At 68.1% G+C, this 15,117-nt stretch carries 11 protein-coding genes; 4 read left to right on the forward strand and 7 right to left on the reverse strand.

Going from position 1 to position 15,117, the window contains the following annotated elements:
- Positions 1–154: 154 nt before the first annotated feature.
- The 6 genes from KF833_04105 to KF833_04130 all read right to left on the reverse strand — a co-directional run bounded on the left by KF833_04105 (position 155) and on the right by KF833_04130 (position 9,042).
- A complete protein-coding gene (locus tag KF833_04105; protein MBX3744470.1) occupies positions 155–1,153 on the reverse strand; it encodes a WD40 repeat domain-containing protein in 999 nt (332 codons plus the stop codon).
- Positions 1,150–2,496 carry a DUF1501 domain-containing protein gene (locus tag KF833_04110; protein MBX3744471.1) on the reverse strand — a complete coding sequence of 449 codons (1,347 nt, stop codon included), beginning with the start codon at positions 2,494–2,496 and terminating at the stop codon, positions 1,150–1,152. Before KF833_04110 ends, KF833_04105 begins: the two co-directional genes overlap by 4 nt.
- 50 nt (positions 2,497–2,546) lie before the next feature.
- Positions 2,547–4,805 (reverse strand): DUF1553 domain-containing protein, encoded by a 2,259-nt coding sequence (locus KF833_04115; GenBank protein ID MBX3744472.1) that lies wholly within the window; start codon positions 4,803–4,805, stop codon positions 2,547–2,549.
- A 164-nt stretch (positions 4,806–4,969) separates the two neighbouring features.
- Complete coding sequence (locus KF833_04120; GenBank protein ID MBX3744473.1) at positions 4,970–5,869, reverse strand: hypothetical protein; 900 nt, start codon at positions 5,867–5,869, stop codon at positions 4,970–4,972.
- Positions 5,870–6,226: 357 nt separating this feature from the next.
- Positions 6,227–7,684 carry a hypothetical protein gene (locus KF833_04125; protein MBX3744474.1) on the reverse strand — a complete coding sequence of 486 codons (1,458 nt, stop codon included), beginning with the start codon at positions 7,682–7,684 and terminating at the stop codon, positions 6,227–6,229.
- A gap of 53 nt (positions 7,685–7,737) precedes the next feature.
- The gene (locus tag KF833_04130; GenBank protein MBX3744475.1) at positions 7,738–9,042 is read right to left on the reverse strand and encodes an FHA domain-containing protein; all 1,305 of its coding nucleotides are present in this window, start codon (positions 9,040–9,042) and stop codon (positions 7,738–7,740) included.
- A gap of 98 nt (positions 9,043–9,140) precedes the next feature.
- Between KF833_04130 and KF833_04135 the strand changes: the two genes are divergently transcribed.
- The 4 genes from KF833_04135 to KF833_04150 all read left to right on the forward strand — a co-directional run bounded on the left by KF833_04135 (position 9,141) and on the right by KF833_04150 (position 13,526).
- Positions 9,141–10,286, forward strand: coding sequence for a M48 family metallopeptidase (locus KF833_04135; GenBank protein ID MBX3744476.1), 1,146 nt, complete (start codon positions 9,141–9,143; stop codon positions 10,284–10,286).
- Positions 10,287–10,389: 103 nt separating this feature from the next.
- Positions 10,390–12,156, forward strand: coding sequence for a DUF885 domain-containing protein (locus tag KF833_04140; GenBank protein ID MBX3744477.1), 1,767 nt, complete (start codon positions 10,390–10,392; stop codon positions 12,154–12,156).
- A gap of 372 nt (positions 12,157–12,528) precedes the next feature.
- Positions 12,529–13,218, forward strand: coding sequence for a transposase (locus KF833_04145; protein MBX3744478.1), 690 nt, complete (start codon positions 12,529–12,531; stop codon positions 13,216–13,218).
- Between the two features lie 32 nt (positions 13,219–13,250).
- Positions 13,251–13,526: a hypothetical protein gene (locus tag KF833_04150; protein ID MBX3744479.1), complete on the forward strand. Its 276-nt coding sequence runs from the start codon at positions 13,251–13,253 to the stop codon at positions 13,524–13,526.
- A 13-nt stretch (positions 13,527–13,539) separates the two neighbouring features.
- Here KF833_04150 and KF833_04155 read toward each other — a convergent pair whose 3' ends face one another.
- Entirely contained in the window at positions 13,540–14,955 is a 1,416-nt protein-coding gene (locus tag KF833_04155) for a PQQ-binding-like beta-propeller repeat protein (protein ID MBX3744480.1), read from the reverse strand.
- Between the last annotated feature and the right edge of the window lie 162 nt (positions 14,956–15,117).

Raw genomic sequence — 15,117 nt, forward strand, 5'->3', positions numbered from 1 at the left:
CTTCATCCCGGCAACCTAGGGAATCCCGACCCGCCCTTTCAATCCGGATCGCCGCACCAGCACGGTCTCCGAAGCATCTTTCCCACGCGCCATCGCCATCGCTCCACCACCCTACCCCGTCCGCCACGACCTTTGAAGCCTCCAGACGCCCCCCTCAAGGACCCCCGGCCGCCTCCTCCATCACCCCATCGCCCCCGGTTCCCACCCTCCAAATCCGCACCCGGCCCGCCCAGTCCCCGCTCGCCAGCCGCCCTCCTTCCGGATGCATCGCCAACGCATGGATCCACTCGCCTTCCCCCTCCCATCGCGCCTGGATCCGGTCGCTGTCAGGATCCAATCGCCTCACAACCCCTTCCTCCCCCGCCGAGTACAGCGCCGACCCGTCCGGCGCATACACCAGCGCCAGAACCGCCCCTTCGTGGTGACGTACAATCCGCACCATCCGCCCGATCGCCGGTTGCCACACCCGTACGGTCCTGTCGGACCCGCCCGTCGCACAAACCCACCCCGCGGCCGGTTCCACTCCGTCTGACACAGGCCGGAACGCCACCGCCTGCACCGCGTCCGTGTGATGCGTGAACGTCCGCAGCAATCGACCCTCCCCCACCGACCAGACCTTCACCGACCGGTCCGCCCCCACGCTCACCGCCGTGGCCCCGGCTGGCGCCAGCGCCACCCCCAGCACCGGACCCACATGGCCGTGCCCCGTCGCCACCGCCTCCAACCGCCCGTCCTCCCCCGACATCCGAAGGAACCGCACGGTGCCGTCCCCGCCCGCCACACCCAGAATCCCGCCGTCGCCCGCGAAGGCCACCCCCTGGGCCATCTCCTCCCCCAGGACCAGCGACCCCATCCTCCGCCCGTCCTCCCCGTCCAGCACCTGCACCACTCCCTCCGTCCCCGGCGTTCCCCCCACCGCCACCACCACGCGGCCCTCCGGGTGAAACGCCAACCCCGCAATCTTGGGCACCTCCAACCGCACCCGGCGCCGTTCGCTCCCGTCATCCCCCGAATGCCACGCCACGACACGCGACCCGCCGCTCACCAGGTGCCGCCCATCCGGACTGAACGCCAGCGCCGTCACCGGCGCCCCGCCCGCTCCGATCCTCCCAAGGACCATCAGCGCCCCCGCCATCAGCACCGCGCGTGTCACACCAGCTCCCGAATAAATCGGCCCTCGTCGAGAATCCGCACCGGGCGCCCGCTCGGTGTCGTCCATTCCCGACCGGGATCCACCCCGAGTAGCGACAACACGGTCCACGCCAGATCGGGCGGCCCCACCGGCGCATCCACCGGCGATTCGCCATACGCATCGGTCGCCCCCACCACCTGCCCGCCACGCACCCCGCCTCCCGCCAGGGCCGCGAATCCCGCCCGCGGCCAGTGATCCCGCCCCGCCGCCGCGTTCAACTTCGGCGTCCGCCCGAACTCGCCCATCAGAATCACCAGCGTGGACTCCAGCAATCCCCGCTCCCGCAGATCCGACAGCAATGCCGCATAGGCCCGGTCCAGGTTCGGCAGCTTCCCGCTCCCCGGAAACCGCGAGTCCGGCAGTTCCCGGAAGATCTGCTCGTGCATGTCCCACCCCGTATCCACCACCGTCACAAACGACGCCCCGGACTCCACCAGGCGCCGCGCCAGCAGACATCCGGTTCCCACCCGGCTCGGTCCATACCGCTCCCGTGTCCCCGGTCGTTCCTTCGCCAGATCGAATGCCGCCTTGGCCTCCCCCGACGCCAGCAGCCGGTAGGCCTGCTCGTAAAACGCGTCCCGACCCCCGGCCACTCCGTCCCCTCCCTCTACCCGCCGGCTGAACCCATCCATCTCCCGCAGCAGATCCCGACGTCGATCCGACCTCGCAAAACTCACCCCCTCCGGCGGATGCAGATCCCGCACCCGCGCCGGATCGGGCCCCACATTGAAGGCCGAGTACGCCGCCGGCAGATAACCCGGCCCCGCCCCGCCGGAATTGCCACCCACCGCATCCCCCGGAATCGCCACATACGGCGGCATCGCCTCCCCAAACCCGCGCACCCTCGCCACCACGCTCCCCAGACTCGGATGCGTCAACGACGGCGTCGGTCGATGGCCCGTCAGCAGGAACCGTGTCCCGGTGTCGTGATTGCCCAACTCGTGCGTCAGCGACCGGATCAACGCCACGTCCCGCATCGCCGCCGCCGTGCGCGGCAGATGCTCGCAAAGGCGAACCCCGGGCACGCTCGTCCCAATCACGCCGAACTGGCTCCGCACTTCCCGCGGCGCCTCCGGCTTCGGATCGAACGTGTCCAGATGGCTCGGCCCCCCATCCAGCCAGATCAGAATGCACGACCGCGCCCTCCCCAGCCTCCCCTCCACACCCCCCGCCATCGCCCGCCACCGCAGACTGTCCGCCAGGCTCCACCCAAACGCCGTCAGCATCCCAAGATGCAGGAAGTCCCGCCGCGACACGCCATCGCATCGCCGCCCGATACCCGACCGTTCTGTTTCGGATTTCATGGCTTCTTCAGTATTCTCTCCCGCGCCTCCACGATCCCTTCCACCTCGCCTCATCGGTTCTCCCCAAACTCGCGCCCGTTCAGCATGGCCCAGATCAGGTCCTCCGCCGCCTCACCCGGATCCTCCGCCGCCTCCAACCAGGTCGTCCACCGACGCCTCTCGTCCTCCCGCGGATACCGCGTCAGGGCCCGCAGGTACAACCCCTCCACCCACTCGCCCGCCGACATCGTCCCATCCCGCATCGCCGCCGCCGCGACCCCGACCCGCGCGTTGATCAGTTCCCCGTTCAACAAGTGCAGCGCCTGTGCCAATCCACCCCCGCCCCCCGTCCCGCCTCCCCCCGTCTCGCACGGCCCATCCCGCCCGCATCGCCCCAGCACATCGAGCGCATACGACGGCACCCGCGCATCGATCAACTGCACCGCCCGCGTCCCCTCGGCGTACCCGGCATACACCTCCGGCACACCCGTCACCTGGACCACCGCATCCACCCGCACCGCCGCCGGCAACGCCTTCCGCAGCGCTCGCGTGAACAGCCCCGAACCCACCCCGTCCCCGTCCACCCCTCCCGATTCCAGCTGGTACGCCCGCGATGTCGCCAGCCTCCGCACCAATCCCCGCAGGTCGTACCCGCCCGACTCAAACTCCCGCGCCAGCTCCTCCAACAAGCCCGGATGCGTCGCCGGATTGGTCGGTCGCAGATCGTCCACCGGCTCGACCAACCCCCGCCCAAACAACTCCCGCCACACCCGGTTCACCAGGGTCCGCGCAAAGAACGGATTCCCCGGCGCCGTCATCCACGCCGCCAACGCCCCCCGCCGCGACGGATCCCCATGAGTCGGATCAGTCGGATCAGTCTTGCCCCCATCGACCCCCAACGCCCCGAGCGGCCTCGGCATCACCGGGCGCCCCGTCTTCGGATGGTCCACCTCGCCCCGAACCCGTTCCCGCACGACCCCACCCGACACTTCAACCCGGGCGAAATACGCCGCGAACGCGTGGTAGTCGTCCTGGGTCCACCGGTCCGCCGGATGCGCATGGCAACGCGCGCAGGCAATCTGCGTCCCCAGAAAAACCCGGCCCACTGCCTCGGCCAGGTCCCGCGGATCGGCCGCCAGGGTGAACAGGTTCGCCGGCCCCACCTCGCTCAACACGCCTTCCGCCTCGATCAACGCTCCCGCCATCCGGTCCCAACCCCAACCCTCCCGCACTCCTTCCCGCAGCCACCCGTGATACGCCTGCGCCGCCGACGCATCCCCGCGCCGTCCTCCCACCTGCAGCAGATCCGCCAGCTTCATCGTCCAGAAATCCACCCACGCCTCGCTGGCCAGCAACCGGTCAATCACTGCCTCCCTGCGTTGCGCCCCGCCCCGCTCTCCCAAGAACGACCGCACCTCACCCTCCGTCGGCGATCGCCCGATCAAATCCAGATGCACCCGACGCAAAAAGGTCGCGTCGTCGCTCAACCCCGCCGGCGCCAGCCCCAGCCGTTCCCAGGTCCGCGCCAGATGCCCGTCCACCGGATGCCCGGACGCGAAGGCCGCCCGCCTCAAAGCCGCCCCATCCGGCTCCTCGAATCGCACCCCCACCCGCGCCGCCGCCACCTGCCCCCCATACCGCACCATGATCCCGGTCAACCCGCTCCCGGTCGCGCGAACCTTCCCGCCGCGAGTCACCGCCGCCACCGCCTCGTCGTTCGAGTCGTGCAACGCCCGATCCGTCACCTCCATCCGGCTCCCATCCGACAGGTGCGCCGTCACCCGCAAGTCAATCCCCGCCCCCGGCCCCGACAGCCACGCCTCCTCCGGCTCGACTTCCAATGCCACCACCCGCAGGTCCCGTGGCCCGTACGGCGCCCCGGACGCCACCCATTCCCGCACCTCACGATACGCTTCCGAATCCACGGCCCAGCGCCGCCCCCCTTCATGCGGCATGCGCCGCGACGCCTTCCGCAGCAGCAGACTCTCGTCCGGACGGTCGAAGTCCAGACGCCGCCCGCCCCATTCCCGCGTGATCCGCGCGTGATCCGCTTCCGGATCGTAACCCAGCAGACTCAGCGCAAACCCGCCCTGCCCCGTCGCCGCCCCATGACACGCCCCCGCATTGCATCCCGCCTGGGTCAGCAACGGCAGGATCCGCGTCGGAAACGACCCGCTCCCGCCCGCCACTTCCCCTTCCAGCGACACCTCCCCACCCTCCCCCAACGCCCCCGGCGCCAGCACCGCCCCCACCATCCACAACGTCACCAAAACCCGCCACACCCCGTCCGGCACCCAACCCCTGCTCAGAAATCCCGACTGGCGCCGCACGGAGCGCGGACAGCCCTGTCCGCGGGTCTCTCGACCAAGGCAGGGCCCGCGCGGACAGGGCTGTCCCCGCTCCGGACGACGTGAGGTGCCCACCCCTTGCATCCTCCATGGTGATGCACCCGGTTCATGGGAACGCACCTCCCCGCCTCCGGTGTCACGCCGCCTCATCGCGTCGCCAATTCCTTTCGCAACCGCTCCAGCGACCCCTGCGCCGCCTCGCGCGCATGCGCCGTCCCGTATCGGTCGCCGAAATGCAGCACCCGCTCCCAGCCCGCGATCGCCTGCCGCATCAGCCCCTCGTCGCCCCGCACGTATCCCTCGATCTCCTCCAGCAACCGGTCCGCCGCCGCCGCGTCCTGCGTCGGTCGCAGAAACTGCCGCAACAGCCCGTTCAACCGATCGTCGCTCGGAACCGCCCCGGGAAACGGTTCCACCGCCGCTGGCCCCTCACCCCCACGACGCTCCATCGCCATCGGCCGCTCGCCCGGTCCATCGATCAGGGTCCGCAGATCCGGCGGCTCCCTATCGCCCGCCAGCCGGGACAACGCCCCAATCACCGCTGGCGCGTCCGCCACCCCCGGCTGCACCAGCGCGAAGTTCGTCCACACCCGGTTCCCTCGGGCCGCCACGATCGTCATCATGCACTCCCGGTTCAGCCCGAAATTCCCCGGCCCCTCAATCCCGTCCACCGACACCCCCACCCGCGAATGCAGCCGCAACGAGCCCGACGCCGCCCGCACCCGCCGTTCCCCCTCCAATCGATCCGGCACCAAAAACACCACTTCCGTCCGCAACCGTTCCTTCGCCTGCGCCCCATACCGATCAATCGCCCGCAGCAGCGGCGCCATCGACCGCTCCAGCGCATGCACAAACACCAGCGCCACCGCCCCGCCCTCCGCCTCCGTCACCGGATCCCTCTCCGCCTCGACCGCCGGCCCCGCCACCTCCACCACCCGGAACGGCGTCACCGCCTCGCCCGGCTGCGGCCCCGAATACACCCGCTCCGCCGCCCCTGCCGTCGATCCCATCCCAATCATCGCCAGCAGGCCCAATCCCGCGCTCACTCTCTTCAACTCCAAGCCCTTCCCCCGACACGCCAGAGCCCTCAGGCAAATCGACCCCCACCACGGACCCGGGATCACGCAAGGCAACATTATCGGTCTCATCGGTCTCATCGGTCTCATCGGTCTCATCGGCTTCATCGGCGACAGGAACAATGGACGGTTGCCTGGGATCCTAACGCCGCTGCCCTCCCTGACCACGCTCAATTTCAAGGCCCTGGCGACACCGGTACATCCCCAAGTTGTCGGTGAGGAGGCAGCAAATCGGAGGGACGAGCTCCGCGAGTCCTCATCCCAACGCACCCCATCGTTGCGGCCCGCTTGACAGGTGGATGACCGGACGATCTTCGGGCCCGTCCCTCATCTCCCGTCCCGATCCCCGCCCCCGGCCTCTCGATGCATCGCCTTGAGCATGTCCACCGCCACCCGGACCAGCGTCTCGCCCGACCCCTCGGCGCACCGCGCACTGACCACCTCGTACGCGCCCTGGCCGTAAGCCCGGCGGTTGGGGATGTACCCGATGCTCCCGTTCGCCAGCTCGACCACCATCGTCTGCGAAAAGGGTGAATCGAGTTTCAGGTCGAGCCCGAGCTGGACGAAAACCTCCCCCGGCAGCGACACCCAGGCCAGTTCCCGGCCCAACGTGACCGCCTGCACTTCGACCTCCAGCGGCCTCCCCTCGCGGGCATGCACATCCAGAACCTTGTACGCCTGGACAAGCTTCATGAATCCGCCCGGTTCCGAATCCCGCGTCGCACGCACGGTGAACCGGGCCGCCTCGACCTCCGCCTCATCGATGGGGGCCAGCGGCAACGCGACGTCCTGCCGCCGGATCTGCAAGGGACCGTGGCCGGACGGCGCCAGCCTCGGCCATTGGCGCAGCACCTCCCCGGCCAGTACGATCCCCATCCGCGCCGCGTTGGCATGTCCGCTCTGGGGCCGCGGCCAGCCCACATCGATGTGGTTCACATCGCCGCAGGTGCCCGCCGTCCACAGCGTGACATGGTCCGGACCCAACACCCGGGCCAGACACTCCGTCAGCGTGAACGGCAGATCCGCGGAAATCTGGTTGCCCCCCACGTTATCGAGGTGCACCGCATAATTCACGTAGGTGGCCAGGGGCTTCTGCTGATGGGTCTCGAACAGGACAATCGGCACCTCCGGATCGATCGGCCCGGCCGGCTTGAGAATGTTCGGATTCCCCTTCCCCGGGTTCCACCCCACCGACCCGTCGCGCATGTGGAACCGCCGGTTGAACGCCAGCGTCTCCTCCCGCCCGATCGCCGCCATGGCCCGCCCGGATTGCCGCCTCCGATCCGCCTCCAGCACGCTCTGCGCAATCAAACCCGGCAGCCCCGCCAGAAAGTCCATGGCCACCGCGTTGGGCTCCGCCCGCCCCGCATCGGTCCGCCCCCGGCTGGGCAGAATGGGACCCGTATGCGCGTGGGTCGCGCTGATCATCACGTGGCCGCCAGGGATTCCAGTCTGCACCTCGATCAAAGCCCTGGCCTCCTCCACCCACTCCCGCCGGGTGCTGATCAGATCCAACGCGACCAGCGCCGCGCGCACCCCGCCCCGTTCCAGCACCAACGCCCGCGAATACAGGTCGTCATGCACCCCGTCCGCCCCCCGCGCGTGATAGTACCCCGCCAGCGGCACCCCCAACGCCGGGGTGATCTTCACCACCGCCGCCCCAACACTCAGTCCCTCCGCCGCCGCCACCCCAACCCGCGGCAACGCCATCAACAGCGTCAGGACCCACCAGGAGATCCTTCTCCCACACGGCTTGCACCGACCGGTACGGACGGGGAATCGCATGCCCGCATGCTCCCACGATCCCGCCCGCATCGGAAGCCTGCGAATCCTACCGATCAGACCCGAAACCATCCCAGCGCCCGGCGATGCCGGTGATACACCGAACCAAACGCCCGCGCCCCGACACACCCGCCATAAAGTGTCACCCCACTGCCCACCACCTCGGGCAACACCGGAATCCCAATCCACGCCAACCCCAACCGCATCACCCCCATGACGAGCAGCAGTCCGAACAGGACCGCACAGGTCGCGAGATAGGCCCATGGCATGGCGGCAATCCCCGAAAACAATCTCACCGGACTCAATGCCCCCAGACTCTCGGTCAGACCCACTGCCAGCAGCGCCATCGGCAGGACAAACATACCCAGCAGCATCAGCCCGAAGCCCACCGTCACAAATCCCATCCGTTGCACCATCAACCCCGGGCCCAGCATCAATCCCACCGTCGCCGTGAATCTCAGGAAGGGCCGCACAATCTCGTCCCAGAACGTCATCACTTCGGGCCAGTCCGGCATCCGGTCCTCCCCGTTGGCCGACGCCTGCAGGACCCCCTGCAGACAGGCGAGGTAATACCCGGTCGCGACCAGAGCAACAGGCACGTACACCATCAGGAACAGCGGCGCCAGACCCCGCGATAATCCCATCAGGAACTCCAGATAACCCCGCAGCCCATCGAGCACCGCAAAGACCACCCATCCCAGCACCAGCAGCTTCCTCGCGTCGCCCCTCAACGGGTACCCAAACGCCTCCCGCAACAACCCTCCCAGGGTTCCCGGGCGCACGGCCGCCGGCTCCACCTTCGCCGGTCCGCAGGTGCCACCACACTTGAGGCATCCATACACCACCTCCCCTCTCCCGCCCCGATAACGCCGCACCGACTCCGGGTCCATCCGCGCCCCGCACGTCCGGCACACCAGGTCGGGAAAGGGCTCGGCAACTCCGGCATCGTGACCGGCATCGTGACCGTTTCCATCCTCCAACTCTCCCGGCACCCTCGCCGCCGCCAGTCCTGGAACCACCCCAAGCCGCAGACCCGCCGTGCCGGCCGTCGTGGCGCGCACCAGACGCAATTCGATCGAACCCAGCCGGAACGACTGCCCCGCAACCACCGCCGCCTCCCCAACGCGCTCCCCGTTCACAAACGTGCCATTGGTCGAGCCGGCATCCTGAATCCGCAGGACCTCGCCCGACAGGGACATCCGACAGTGATGCGTCGAGACCGACGGATCCGGCAGCACCCAGTCACAATCCCCCCCCCGTCCCACAATGACTTCGTCCGTCGTCAACCGGAAACGCCCCCGAACCACACCCTCCTTGTCCAGCCAGACCAACTCGTGTCCCGGCAACGCGTCATCGGCCATGCGGACGTCACCCTATCCCCGGCCACCCCCCCCGTTCAAGGAATCGGCCGTTGCCGGGGTGCCGGCAACCGGCCATCCTGTCCCGGCGCGAGTACACCATGCATCCCCTGCCGACATGTTGGGCGGCAACGGTTCGATGGACCGGCCAGGGCGATTCGGAATGGACGGCCGAACTCCGCATCTCCCCGGCCACTCTCGTCGCCGGGACCGCGGAATCCACCCTCGCCATCCCCCTGTGTCGCCTGCAACTCGACCGCCTCCGCGACGGGCGGCTGCTGCTTTCGGATCCCGAGCACGACGACTGGGTGATCCTGACCCGCGAACCCTCCCTTCTCGACCATCCCGGCCTCCGCCGCTTGCCTCACCTCCACCGCCAGATCCAGCGCCTCGAATCCTCCGCAAGTTCCCGCCGGGCCCTGCGATCCAGCGTCGCCTTCCTGATCGTGTTCGCGGCCGCCCTCGGCGCACTCGCGCTGCTGGCACCCCACGTTGTGCGTCTCGTCACGGCCCGGATCCCCCACACCACCGAACTCGATCTCGGCACCCGCCTCACCGACAGGGTCACTCGCCATTTCCCCGTGCTGGACGACCGGATCCTTGGCCAACGCCTCGCGGCCATCACCAATCGCCTTGCCGATGCCATGCGCCAGGCCAGCCCCCATTGTTCCATCACCCTCATCGACAACCCTGAGGTCAATGCCATCGCCCTCCCCGGCGGCCAGATTCTCGTCTGCCGCGGCCTGGTCGAACAGGTCGCCGATGGCGAAGAACTCGCCGGCGTCATCGCCCACGAACTGGCCCACGTCCGCAATCGACACGGCCTCCAGTCGGTGGTGGCCTCCGCCGGCCCCCTCCTCCTCGTCCGTCTGGCCTTTGGCCAGGGCCGCTCCCAGATCGGCACCATGGTCGAACACTCCCAGGAACTCCTGGCCCTTCAGTTCTCGAGGGATCAGGAACACGAGGCCGACACCGCTGCCTTCCACATGCTTGTGGACGCCCGCATCGATCCGCGCGGCCTGCTGCGCTTCATGAGGCGCATCGAGACCGAGGAAACCCTCGCCGCGGCCACCGCACCCCATGCGTCGGCCCCATCACAAGCCAGCCGAATCCAACGCGTTTCGCAATCCCACCCGCTCACCCCCGACCGAATCCGCCACCTGGAATCCCTCTGGAATGCCCTTCCCCCGGGCACCCCATGGACTCCCGTACCCTGGCCGCCCACTCCGACGCCCCGGCGCCGGTGACGTGTGGTGGGAGGCGGACCGGTCGCAGTCGTCCCGGAATGGCTGCACCGTTGCGGCTATGGCCTTGTCCACCCTTCCAACCCCGTGGACAGTCCGGTCCGTCATGAAGATCTCAGGCTTGCTGGGCCTTGCCATCGGCACCCTGTTGGCGTCGCAGCCCTCGACGACAAAGGCGGATTCCGCGGATGCGGCACTGGATCGCTTCTTTCGGACCCACCTCGACGCCCGCTTCGAACTGCGCCCCATGGAGGCCACCTGGCTCGGCGATCATCGGTTCGGGAACCGCCTCGACGACCTGTCCCCCGAGGCGCGCACGCGCTGGCGCCAGCTTCTCCGCGCCACCCTCCGCGACCTGCCACGCCTCGTTGACTACCGACGTCTCACCCGCGACGGCCAGATCGACTTCGAAATCCTCCGCCACGAACTCCAAACCCAGCTCTGGCTGGCCGAATACACCCGCCCCTGGGAGGACGATCCCCGCATCTACAACCGCTACCTCAGCGACAGCACCTATCTCCTCCTTGCCCAGTCCACCCTTCCCCTCGATACCCGCCTGGATCAGGTCCTCGCCCGAATGGCCCAGATGCCCCGCATCGTCGCCTCCGCCCGCGCCAACCTCAAACGCCCACCCCGCACCCACACCGAAACCGCCATCCGCCAAAACCGCGGCACCCTCGCCTACTACCAGGACACCCTCCTCACCCTCGCCGGCGACACACCCCGCGTGGCGGAACTTCGCGCCGCCGCCGTTCCCGTCCTCGCCGCCCTCCACGAACACCAGCGCTTCCTCGAAGACGAACTCCTGCCCCGAGCCGATGGCGACTGGCGCCTCGGCCGCCGCAAATTCGCCCGTAAACTCGAACTCACCCTCAACGCCGGTCTCACCGCCGATGAAGTCCTCGCGGAAGCCGAGGCCGAGTTCACCCGCGTCGAGGACGAACTGTTTGTCATCGCCCGCCAGGTCTGGGGCCGCCATTTCCCCCGCCAGCCCATCCCGCCCGACGATCCGGAAGGCCGCCGGGAAACCGTCGCCCGCGTCCTCGCCGAGGTCTCCCGCGATCACGGCACCCCGGATTCCCTCGTGGACGACGTCCGCAGCCAGGTCGCCGCCCTCCGCACGTTCATCGCTGAACACGACATCCTCCGCCTTCCGGAACCCGACCGTTGCGAGATCATTGAGATGCCTGAATTCCAGCGCGGCAACTCAACCGCCTACATGAACTCGCCCCCTCCCCTCGACCCCCTCGCCACAGGCTACTACGCGGTCAGCCCGCCCCCGCGCGACTGGGATGCCGACCGTGTACGGAGCTACCTCGAGGAGTACAACCGGCACATGCTCCAGATCCTTTCGATCCACGAGGCCTATCCCGGCCATTACGTCCAGCTCGAGTACGCCAACCGCCATCCCTCGCTCGTCCGCAAAGTCTTCGGCTCCGGAGTCTACATCGAAGGCTGGGCCGTCTACACCGAGCGCACCATGCTCGATCAGGGTTACGGTGACGGCGACCCGTCGCTCCGGCTGATGCAGCTCAAATTCTACCTCCGGGCCGTGGCCAACGCCATCCTCGACCATCGCATGCACTGCACCGGCATGACCGAAGACGAAGCCATGGACCTCCTCGCGCGCCGTTCCTACCAGTCCGAGGGCGAGGCCCGCCTCAAAGTCGTCCGGGCCCGCCAAAGCTCCGTCCAGCTCTCGACCTACTTCGTTGGCCGCATGGCCTTTCAACGGTTGCGCCGCGCTATTCAACGCGAACAAGGCGACGCCTTCGATCTCGGCCGCTTCCACGAAGCCGCCCTCGCCCCAGGCTCGGTCCCCGTAAAATACCTCCCCGAACTCGTCCGCCGCCACCTCACCGAGCCACGCTAATGTCCTCGGACCTGCAGGATGAACTCCTGGAGCGGGAGCACGCCCTGCACGAAAACGTCGGCATGGCGGCGGCCTTCCGCCCCGGCGGGCGGCTATCACTCACTCAGTCCGACCGCGTTTCCACGCACCCCCGCATGCCAGGTCCCCACCGCCCGCCGCTATTAGCCCGACTTGGCGGATTCGAGGGGTGTCCGGAGCGTAAGTCCCGTAAAATAAATCGCCAGACTCTTTAAAGTTGATCCTCTTTATAAATAACCTGACGTTTTTTATTGATCTTCTCCGATGCACGTTACACTTTTGCCCATTGCTCGGCTCAAACGCACCCACCTCCACTGTCTTCCCCCTCCCTGGCACACATCAATCCCGCACCTCATGAGAACACCCCGAATCATTGCCGACCCCTCCCTCCCGGCGACCTACCACTGCATGTCCCGCGTCGCCGGTCGCCTTCCCCTCCTCGACGACTCCGCCAAACACAAGCTCCTCAACATCCTCCACCACCTCGCCCGCTTCTGCGACATCGACATCATCACCTTCTGCATGATGTCCAACCACTTCCACCTCCTCATCCGCGTCCCTCCCAAACCCCTCCCCGACTCCATCCCGGACGACGTCATCCTCGCCAAACTCGAGGACTTCTACGGGCCCAAGGCCACCCTACCCACCCTCGCCCGCGCCGCAGCCTCAACAAGGGCCAGCCCATCCCCAACGACATCCGCCAGGCCGTCCTCTCCCGCATCGCCGACCTCTCCATCTTCCTCCAGGAGTTCAAGCAACGTTTCTCCCTTTGGTCAACCGTCACGACCGCACCGGCTACCTTTAAGGCGGGCAACTGCAACGTCCTGGTGGAAGACTGTCCCAGCACCCTCCGCGCCATCGCCGCCTACATCGACCTCAACCCCGTCCGCGCCGGCCTGGTCAACGATCCCAAGGACTACCGCTTCTGCGGCTACGCCGCCGCCCTCACCGGCGACAAGGTCATCCGCCGCGGAATCATGGGATTTCTGGGTGCAACCGACTGGAGCGCCGCGTCAGCGGAATATCGCCTGGCGCTATACGTGATTGGCGGGACGTCGGGGCGTAGCGACAAACGGGTGTTCGATCCGGAGGCCATCCGGGCGGAACTGGCGCGGGGTGGCGAGTTGCCGCTGGGGCAGATCCTGCGGCTAAGGATCCGGCACATGACCGACGGGGTGTTCCTGGGATCGAAAGAGTTCGTGGACGAGATGTGGGAACGTCACCGGGACAAATTCGGCAAGCGGCGCAAGAGCGGTGCCCGCATCATTCGAGGTGCCCCGATCCCGGGGCTTACCGTGTTGCGCGATCTTCGAGTGGATGCGGTGGGATGCACGGGTCTGACGCCTCGATGACCCTTTCGCCGCGCTACTCCCGAAAGGCCCACAGCGTGGTCGCGCTCCGCACGAAGAGCGTCGAGCCCACCACGGCAGGAGAGGCCAGCACGGTTTCGCCCAGGTCATTTCGGGCCAGAACCTCCAACGCCCCACCCGCCCGGTACACCACCGCGGTGCCCGGCTGTGAGATCGCCAGAATCCTGTCCCCGGCGGCCACCGGAGAGCTGTAATAGTCGCCCAACGCCCCAAGCCGCTCCTCCTGGTACAGGAATCGCCCGGTCCCCGCCTCCAGGCACGACACCAACCCGCCGTTCTTCACCAGGTACAACCGCTCATCGTGCAGCAGCGGCGTGGGCACGTAAGGCAGCCCTCGGGTCTGTTCCCAGACGACATGCGTGCCCGTGACATCCCCGCTCCCTCCGGGCCGCACCGCCATGGTCACATTCCTCGAGGCATTGAAGATGGCCGCAATCGTCTCGTACTCCGACCGCGTCACGTACCCGTCATGGTTGGCATCGATATAGTGGAAGTGCTGCCGGGCCGGTCCGGCAGGCGCCTCGGCGCGGCTCAATCGACCGTCCCCATTTGTATCGCCCTGGCTCAGCAAGCCTTCCCAATCCGGCATCCGCGGCACCCCCGACCCGTGCGTCCAGCCGGCCACAAAGATCGCGCCATCCCCACCCACCGGCGATGCCACCATCTCGTTGGGCAACCCCCGCACACTCCAACGCTCGCTCCCGTCCGCCAGGTCGTAGACCACCATCCGCAGCGTCCCCGCCACAATGACCACCTCCGGCTCCTCGGGTGGCCACGGCAACGGCGTCGAGAAGCCCCTCCGAAATCCCTCCCTCTCCGTCCGCCACCGGACTTCCCCGCTCCGCCGGTCCAACGCCAGCAGATATGATCCCTCATCCTGGTCGCACAATTGCAGCACCCATTCCCCCGCAAGCACCGGCGAACTGCTCGCCCCGTGACCCGTCACAGGCGTCGGTAACGGCGCCTTCCAACGCTCCTGCCCGTCCATCCCCAGACACACCAGCCCATACGGTGCGAAATACGCCACCACCCGTTCCCCATCCATCACCGGCGTCGCGGTCGCCGGATGACTCAGCCGCGACCCCGACTCGATCCGACCCGGCGGCAACGCATACCGCCATCGCTCCGTCCCGCTTCCCGCGTCGTACCCCAGCACCAGCAACTGCCCCTCCTCGAATCCCGTCAGGACCAGCAGGTCTCCCCAGACCACCGGCGACGAATGCCCCCCGGGCACCGGAACCCGCCACTGCACGTTGGTTCCCGGCCCGAAGACCACCGGAATCTCCCCGCCACCAATGCTGCCAGCCCGGTGGCGGCCCCGGAACTCGGGCCAGTTCGGACTGGCCAACCCCGAAACCACCATCCCCGCCACCAACGCCACCCGAACCATGGTCTTCTTCAAAGCATGCATGCCTGTCCGCCCTGTTCTGGCATCGCTCCCCACCTCCCCACCAGCACTTCGTTCCTCGTTCCCCACCAAGCCGTGCATCCCGGAGTTGGTGGCCGTGCTGCGAGCCTCACGAAGCGTGGCATCGGAGGGCCGGCTTCCCCGTGGACGCAAGGCCGGGGGGCG

Source organism: Verrucomicrobiia bacterium (genome assembly GCA_019634625.1).
GTDB lineage: Bacteria > Verrucomicrobiota > Verrucomicrobiia > Limisphaerales > CAIMTB01 > CAIMTB01.

Excerpts from the sequence above, each read along its gene's own strand:
- KF833_04140 (MBX3744477.1), top strand. The coding sequence starts at position 10,390 with ATGAAGATCTCAGGCTTGCTGGGCCTTGCCATCGGCACCCTGTTGGCG.
- KF833_04125 (MBX3744474.1), bottom strand. The coding sequence starts at position 7,684 with ATGCGATTCCCCGTCCGTACCGGTCGGTGCAAGCCGTGTGGGAGAAGG.
- KF833_04135 (MBX3744476.1), top strand. The coding sequence starts at position 9,141 with ATGCATCCCCTGCCGACATGTTGGGCGGCAACGGTTCGATGGACCGGC.
- KF833_04130 (MBX3744475.1), bottom strand. The coding sequence starts at position 9,042 with ATGGCCGATGACGCGTTGCCGGGACACGAGTTGGTCTGGCTGGACAAG.
- KF833_04155 (MBX3744480.1), bottom strand. The coding sequence starts at position 14,955 with ATGCATGCTTTGAAGAAGACCATGGTTCGGGTGGCGTTGGTGGCGGGG.
- KF833_04110 (MBX3744471.1), bottom strand. The coding sequence starts at position 2,496 with ATGAAATCCGAAACAGAACGGTCGGGTATCGGGCGGCGATGCGATGGC.
- KF833_04145 (MBX3744478.1), top strand. The coding sequence starts at position 12,529 with ATGAGAACACCCCGAATCATTGCCGACCCCTCCCTCCCGGCGACCTAC.